This window comes from Flavobacterium sp. FPG59, from assembly GCF_002150205.1.
Lineage (GTDB): Bacteria > Bacteroidota > Bacteroidia > Flavobacteriales > Flavobacteriaceae > Flavobacterium.
This window is the reverse complement of record NZ_MTCA01000191.1, coordinates 1-5,907: the sequence shown is the minus strand read 5'-3', so window position 1 is coordinate 5,907 and position 5,907 is coordinate 1. Positions and strand designations below refer to the sequence as shown.

At 33.9% G+C, this 5,907-nt stretch carries 3 protein-coding genes and 1 pseudogene; 1 reads left to right on the top strand and 3 read right to left on the bottom strand.

Going from position 1 to position 5,907, the window contains the following annotated elements:
• Positions 1 to 76 precede the first annotated feature (76 nt).
• From FPG59_RS13105 to FPG59_RS13095, 3 genes are read right to left on the bottom strand one after another with little or no spacing between them, the layout of a single operon-like run.
• Positions 77 to 454: a PH domain-containing protein gene (locus tag FPG59_RS13105; protein ID WP_086455037.1), complete on the bottom strand. Its 378-nt coding sequence runs from the start codon at positions 452 to 454 to the stop codon at positions 77 to 79.
• 6 nt (positions 455 to 460) lie between these two features.
• Entirely contained in the window at positions 461 to 1,768 is a 1,308-nt protein-coding gene (locus FPG59_RS13100) for an amidohydrolase family protein (protein WP_086455036.1), read from the bottom strand.
• A gap of 55 nt (positions 1,769 to 1,823) precedes the next feature.
• A complete protein-coding gene (locus tag FPG59_RS13095) occupies positions 1,824 to 4,811 on the bottom strand; it encodes an amidohydrolase family protein (RefSeq protein ID WP_086455035.1) in 2,988 nt (995 codons plus the stop codon).
• Between the two features lie 228 nt (positions 4,812 to 5,039).
• On the opposite strand from FPG59_RS13095, the pseudogene FPG59_RS13090 reads away from it, so the two are divergent.
• Positions 5,040 to 5,795 (top strand): annotated as a pseudogene (locus FPG59_RS13090) (YifB family Mg chelatase-like AAA ATPase); the annotation flags it as partial.
• Positions 5,796 to 5,907: the final 112 nt, after the last annotated feature.

Sequence of the window (5,907 nt, the reverse complement as noted above, 5' to 3'; positions counted from 1 at the left end):
CATGAATTTATGGCATAAAAAAAGACACTAAATTGAAAATATCAATCAGTGCCTTTTATATGTATTGTGCAAACTATTATTTCAGTGTATGTCTACTTAAAATTTGATATACCTCGTTAATGTTGTTACCGCCTTTTCCAAATTGTTTGCTAATGGGGGCATCATCATTATTAAGCCAAATTTTTAATTCAGCATCCATATCCAATAATCCTGCACTTTCTTTGGAGAATTTTTTGATACTAGAGTAGGGAATGGTTAAATAATCAACTTTAGTTCCTACTAATTGTTTTTCAATCAAGATCAATCTCTTATTGGTGAAAATAAACATATCTCGAATGAGTTTGTATGCTTTTTCAATTACCTCACCTTCAATCAAGATTGGCTCAAATTCTGTAGCAATATTTTGAATATTTACCTCAGACGCATTTCCTAGAATAGCATTAAATAATCCCATAATAATTTATTTTTGATTGTATTTTGTTTTGTAACGATCGTTTAATTTAGTTTGATGTGTTTCTAAGCTGATCATTCTACCTTGTATGAAAGCATTTGTAAGCTTGTTTGTTCTCATATCAAGTGCATCACCATCAGATAAAAATAAGGTTGCATCTTTTCCTTCTTCAAGAGTACCGCATTGTGCATCAATACCTAATATTTTAGCTGTATTTGATGTTATAAGTTGTAAAGCTTGTTCTTTATCTAAACCGTAAGCAGCACAAGTTCCAGCTAAAAACGGTAGGTTTCTTGTGTTCATTCTTTCATGTGACCCACTATTTTCAAGACCTACAAGAACTCCTTTGTCAGTTAGTAGTTTTGCGTTTTTATAAGGTAAATCAATATCATGATCATCATTTTCTGGCATTTCATGAACTCTTTTTAATAAAACACCAATGTTGTTTTCTCTCAATAAATCGGCAGTTTTATAAGCTTCATATCCACCAACAATAACCATTTTTTTGATTCCGCTTCGTTTAGCAAACTGTACGGCATCAATAATTTGTTTTTCTTCATTGGCATGGATATACAAAGTTTGAGTACCATCAAAAAGACCTTTTGTAGATTCTAAAACGATGTTTCTTTCTTTTGAGGATTCGCCTAAATAGGCTTTGGCGTTAGCAAGATAAGATCGTAGTTCTTGAACTTCTTTTGCATATTCTTTGTTAGCTTCAATATTTCCTGGTTCTGCCCACCAGCCGCTTCTTCTAAAAGTGGATGGAAAGTTAACGTGAATTCCATCATTTTCTTTAACCAATGCATCTTTCCAGTGCCAAGCATCCAGCTGAACAATTGAGGATGTACCAGATATTACTCCGCCTCTTGGGGTAATTTGTGCCATTAAAATTCCGTTTGGTCTTACTGTTTCAATAACTTTTGAATCAGCTGTATAGGCAATGATACTTCTTACGTGAGGTTTCATAGCACCTATTTCATCTTCGTCATCAGATGATTTAACGGCATCTATTTCAACAAGACCTAAAGTAGAATTTGGAGCAATAAATCCAGGGTAAACATGTTTTCCAGCAGCATTGATCGTAACATCATAAGCACCAGCCGCAAGACGTATCACGGTAGCATCTGCAATGAGTGTGATTTTTCCGTTTTCAAAACCTAAAGCGCTGTTTTCAATCACTTTGCCATTTCCTAGATGCGCAGTTGCATTCATAATCAAAACAGATTTGGTTTGTTTATTTGCGGGTGTTTGTTGCGCTTGAGCTAGTATTGGCAAACCGAGTGCCAAAACTAAGAGGTATATTTTTTTATAATTCATTTTATATTTTTTTAAAGTTGCTTGACTAAGCTTAAAGTATGAAATTGAGAAAGTGTTACTCCTCAAGAGTATCGCACTCATATTCTTTTCTTTCTTTCTTTTTAGGTTCTTGTGTGATCATTCCTTTGTTTTTTTCTTGTAACAATTGACCTATAAGTTCACTTCTTTCTTTTGTGATTTCCGTTCTTTTTTCAATATCTTTCTTAGCATCAAAGTAAACAACTCCTTCAATTAAAGTTTGCTCTGCTTTTGCATAAATAGATAATGGATTGTCACTCCATAATACAATATCAGCATCTTTACCTGTTTTTATACTACCCACTTTATCATCAATGTGCAATAATTTTGCTGGGTTTAATGTTACAAATTTCCACGCATCCTCCTCAGATATATTTCCGTATTTCACTGCCTTAGCTGCTTCTTGATTCAACCTTCTTGACATTTCGGCATCATCAGAGTTGTAGGCAACTACAAGTCCGGCATTGTGCATAATAGGACCATTAAAAGGAATGGCATCATTTACCTCAAATTTGTAAGCCCACCAGTCAGAGAATGTAGAAGCTCCCACACCGTGCTCTTTCATTTTATCAGCAACTTTGTAACCTTCTAAGATGTGAGTGTATGTATTTACCTTAAAGTTGAATTTTTCGGCAACATTCATTAACATTAATATTTCTGATTGTACATAAGAGTGACAAGAAATAAAACGTTCTTTATTTAAAATTTCAGCAAGAGTTTGCAGTTCTATGTCTACTCTAGGAGCTTTTCCTTTTTTATTGCTTGCGTTAAAAGCTTTCCAGCTCAAATCATATTCTTTGGCTCTTTGAAAATAATCAATAAAAACTTGTTCAACACCCATTCTTGTTTGTGGAAAACGAGTAGGATTTGTATTTCCCCAGTTTGATTGTTTTACGTTTTCTCCAAGTGCAAATTTTATAAATCCGGGCTGATTTTTGTAAAGCATCTCTTCAGGAGCTGCTCCCCATTTCCATTTTACAATGGCAGATCTACCACCAATAGGGTTTGCTGAACCGTGTAGCAATTGTGATGTTGTTACACCACCAGCTAGTTCTCTGTAAATATTTACGTCTTCAGAGTTTACTACGTCTTGAATGGTTACTTCGGCACTAGAGTTGTGTCCGCCTTCATTCACACCATTAGAAATAGCAATGTGAGAGTGCTCATCTATAATTCCGCTTGTAAGGTGTTTTCCTTTGGCATCAATTACTGTAGCAGAGGCATCCGAAATGTTTTTACCTACTGCTGCAATTTTTCCGTTTTTCACCAAAACATCTGTTTCGGTTAGGATACCTTCTTTTTCGTTTGTCCAAACTGTTGCATTTTTATACAAGATAGTTTGCGCTGCAGGTTTACTAAGATTTCCAAATGCTGTATTTGGGAATGTTCTAGGAATTACAAAATTGTTTTTTTCAACTTTAGTAGAATCGATGATTCTTACAAATGGAGCTGTTTTTACTGCAGACCATTTTACTTCTTTTCCGTCAAATAAAACTGCTTTTCCAGAAAGGGTTTGAGTATTATCAATGAAGCCGATCAATCTTGTAAAACTAGTTTTGGTTGAATCCAAAGGTTTAATCACGGTAGATAACCAATTGTTACTCATTGAAAGTTTTGAGTTTACTTTTTTGGCATCAACAGTAGTGATTTCTGATTTTGGTGCGCTAACTTCACCATTAATTTTCCATTTGAATTTTTCATTGTTGATGGTAAGGTCGTAATTTCCTCTAATATCTTTGATGGTTAAATCATTTATTACGAACTTATTACCTTGTACCCAGTTTTCATATAAAATTGTTTTTTCATCAAATATCGCTCCAGATGCAATTACGAAATTAGCTAAGCTTCCGTTTTTTAACGATCCAACTTCATTGCTTTTTCCTAAAATAGCTGCAGGAATTGTAGTCAGTGCTTCTAGAGCTTTGGTGCTGTCAAAACCAAATTTTATGGCTTTTAAAAGATTTGTTCTAAAATCTTCAATTTTCTTTAATTTATCAGTAGTAAGTGCAAATACCACTCCATTGTCTGATAAAACTTTTAAGTTTGTAGGAGCTTGATTCCAAAAACGCAAGTCTTTTAACTCCATTTGATTGGCTTGGTTTGGATCCGAAACATCATACGCTTCTGGGAAATTTACGGGAATTATAAATTTAGAATTGGTGTTTTTAATTTCTTCAATTCTTTCAAATTCGTTTCCGTTTCCTTTTAAAACATAGTTCAAGCCAAATTCTTTAGCAATTTTAGCAGCACGTAAACTGTTTAATTTGTCCTCCGATGCAAATATTTGAACTAATTTTTCATTATTTGCAAGCGCCTCAAGCGAAAGATCTTTTGTAACAGAGTTCCCTTTTTTATACCAATCTAAATCATGATACATTTGTCTCAATAACGCCATCATTCCCATTAAAGACCCAGGATAGGATTGATTTGTGGTAACGCTCCTTGTAAAAGCAAAGTGATTGGTTAACTTGTCTGCCAGCAATTGGTTTTGCTTTTCAAAATTATTCAATGCTATTAAAGTTCCTGTTCCTCTTGCAATACCGTTAGGAACGTGTGTTCCTACTACTCCAAAACCAGCTTTTAGCAATTCTTCTGCTTTGGTTTGGTCGTACTTGAAGTTTTCGTAAGCATTTGCTTCGGCTAGGATGCTTTCATTCCAGTAATAGCCTATTCTTTTAGTGTCATATGTAGGCATACGCGGACCTGCAACACTTTTTGGTTTTTCTATACCAAAATTAGTGTAGATGTCTATAAAGGAAGGATAAATTGTTTTTCCCTCAAGGTCTATCGTAGTACAGTTTTTAGGAATGGTAACCGAGGTTCCCGCACTTACTACTTTCCCGTTTTGGATCAGTAAGGTACCTTTTTCAATAATTTGAGTTGGAGTTACATAAATTTTAGCATTTGTAAATGCAGTAAAATTGGCACTCTTGTTTTGTATACTTTCGTTATTAGGAAAGTATTCCTGCGCATACGTTTTAGATAGCACCACGCTAAATAAAAGTAGAAATAGAATTTTTTTCATAGTTTAGTTTCTAATTAGTTCTTAAAAGTAAAAAATTGTGCAAAGAGTGTGGACTGTTTACATGAATTTAACATTTGTTTTTTATTATGTTGATTTACTAAGTATTATAAATTAGAATATGTTTCTATTTTATGAAATTATATAAAAGATGCTATTTTTTTATATTGTTTTTGTAGATGTTAAATTATAAGAAATGTTTTTACTAATTTTAATTTAAAATAATAATATATGTTAGTAAAGGTTTTTGGGAGTGCTGTTTTTGGAGTTGAGGCTACAACAATTACAGTTGAAGTTAATATGGATAAGGGTATAGGCTACCATCTTGTAGGTTTGCCAGATAACGCTATAAAAGAAAGTAGTTACCGTATTGCTGCTGCGCTTAAAAACAATACCTATGCTATGCCTGGAAAAAAAATCACCATTAACATGGCGCCTGCAGATTTACGTAAGGAAGGTTCAGCCTATGATTTGACATTGGCAATTGGCATTTTAGTGGCTTCTGGCCAAATCAAAGCAGATGCTCTTGAACAATATATTATAATGGGTGAATTGTCTCTTGATGGAAGTTTGCAACCTATAAGAGGAGCCTTGCCAATAGCAATTAAAGCTAAAGAAGAGGGCTTTAAAGGTTTTTTTCTGCCTAAACAAAACGTAAAAGAGGCAGCCATTGTAGCTGGACTTGAAGTCTATGGTGTTGAAAATGTTCAAGAAGTGATTGATTTCCTTGAAGGTAAAGGAACTCTAGAACCTACCACAATTGATACACGAGCCGAATTTTATAAAACCTTAGACTTTCCTGAATTCGATTTTAGTGATGTTAAAGGACAAGAAAGTATAAAGCGTTGTATGGAAATTGCTGCTGCTGGTGGACATAATATTATATTGATAGGTCCGCCTGGTGCAGGAAAAACAATGCTTGCCAAAAGATTACCAAGTATTTTGCCGCCCATGACGTTGCGCGAAGCACTTGAAACTACAAAAATTGTCAATTACATTAGTAAATGATAAATTACATTACAGGTTGATAATTTCATCTAAGTAAATGATAATTTTAAAATAGAATTTTGTTAATTGTTTTACTTGTATAGTACAGTAA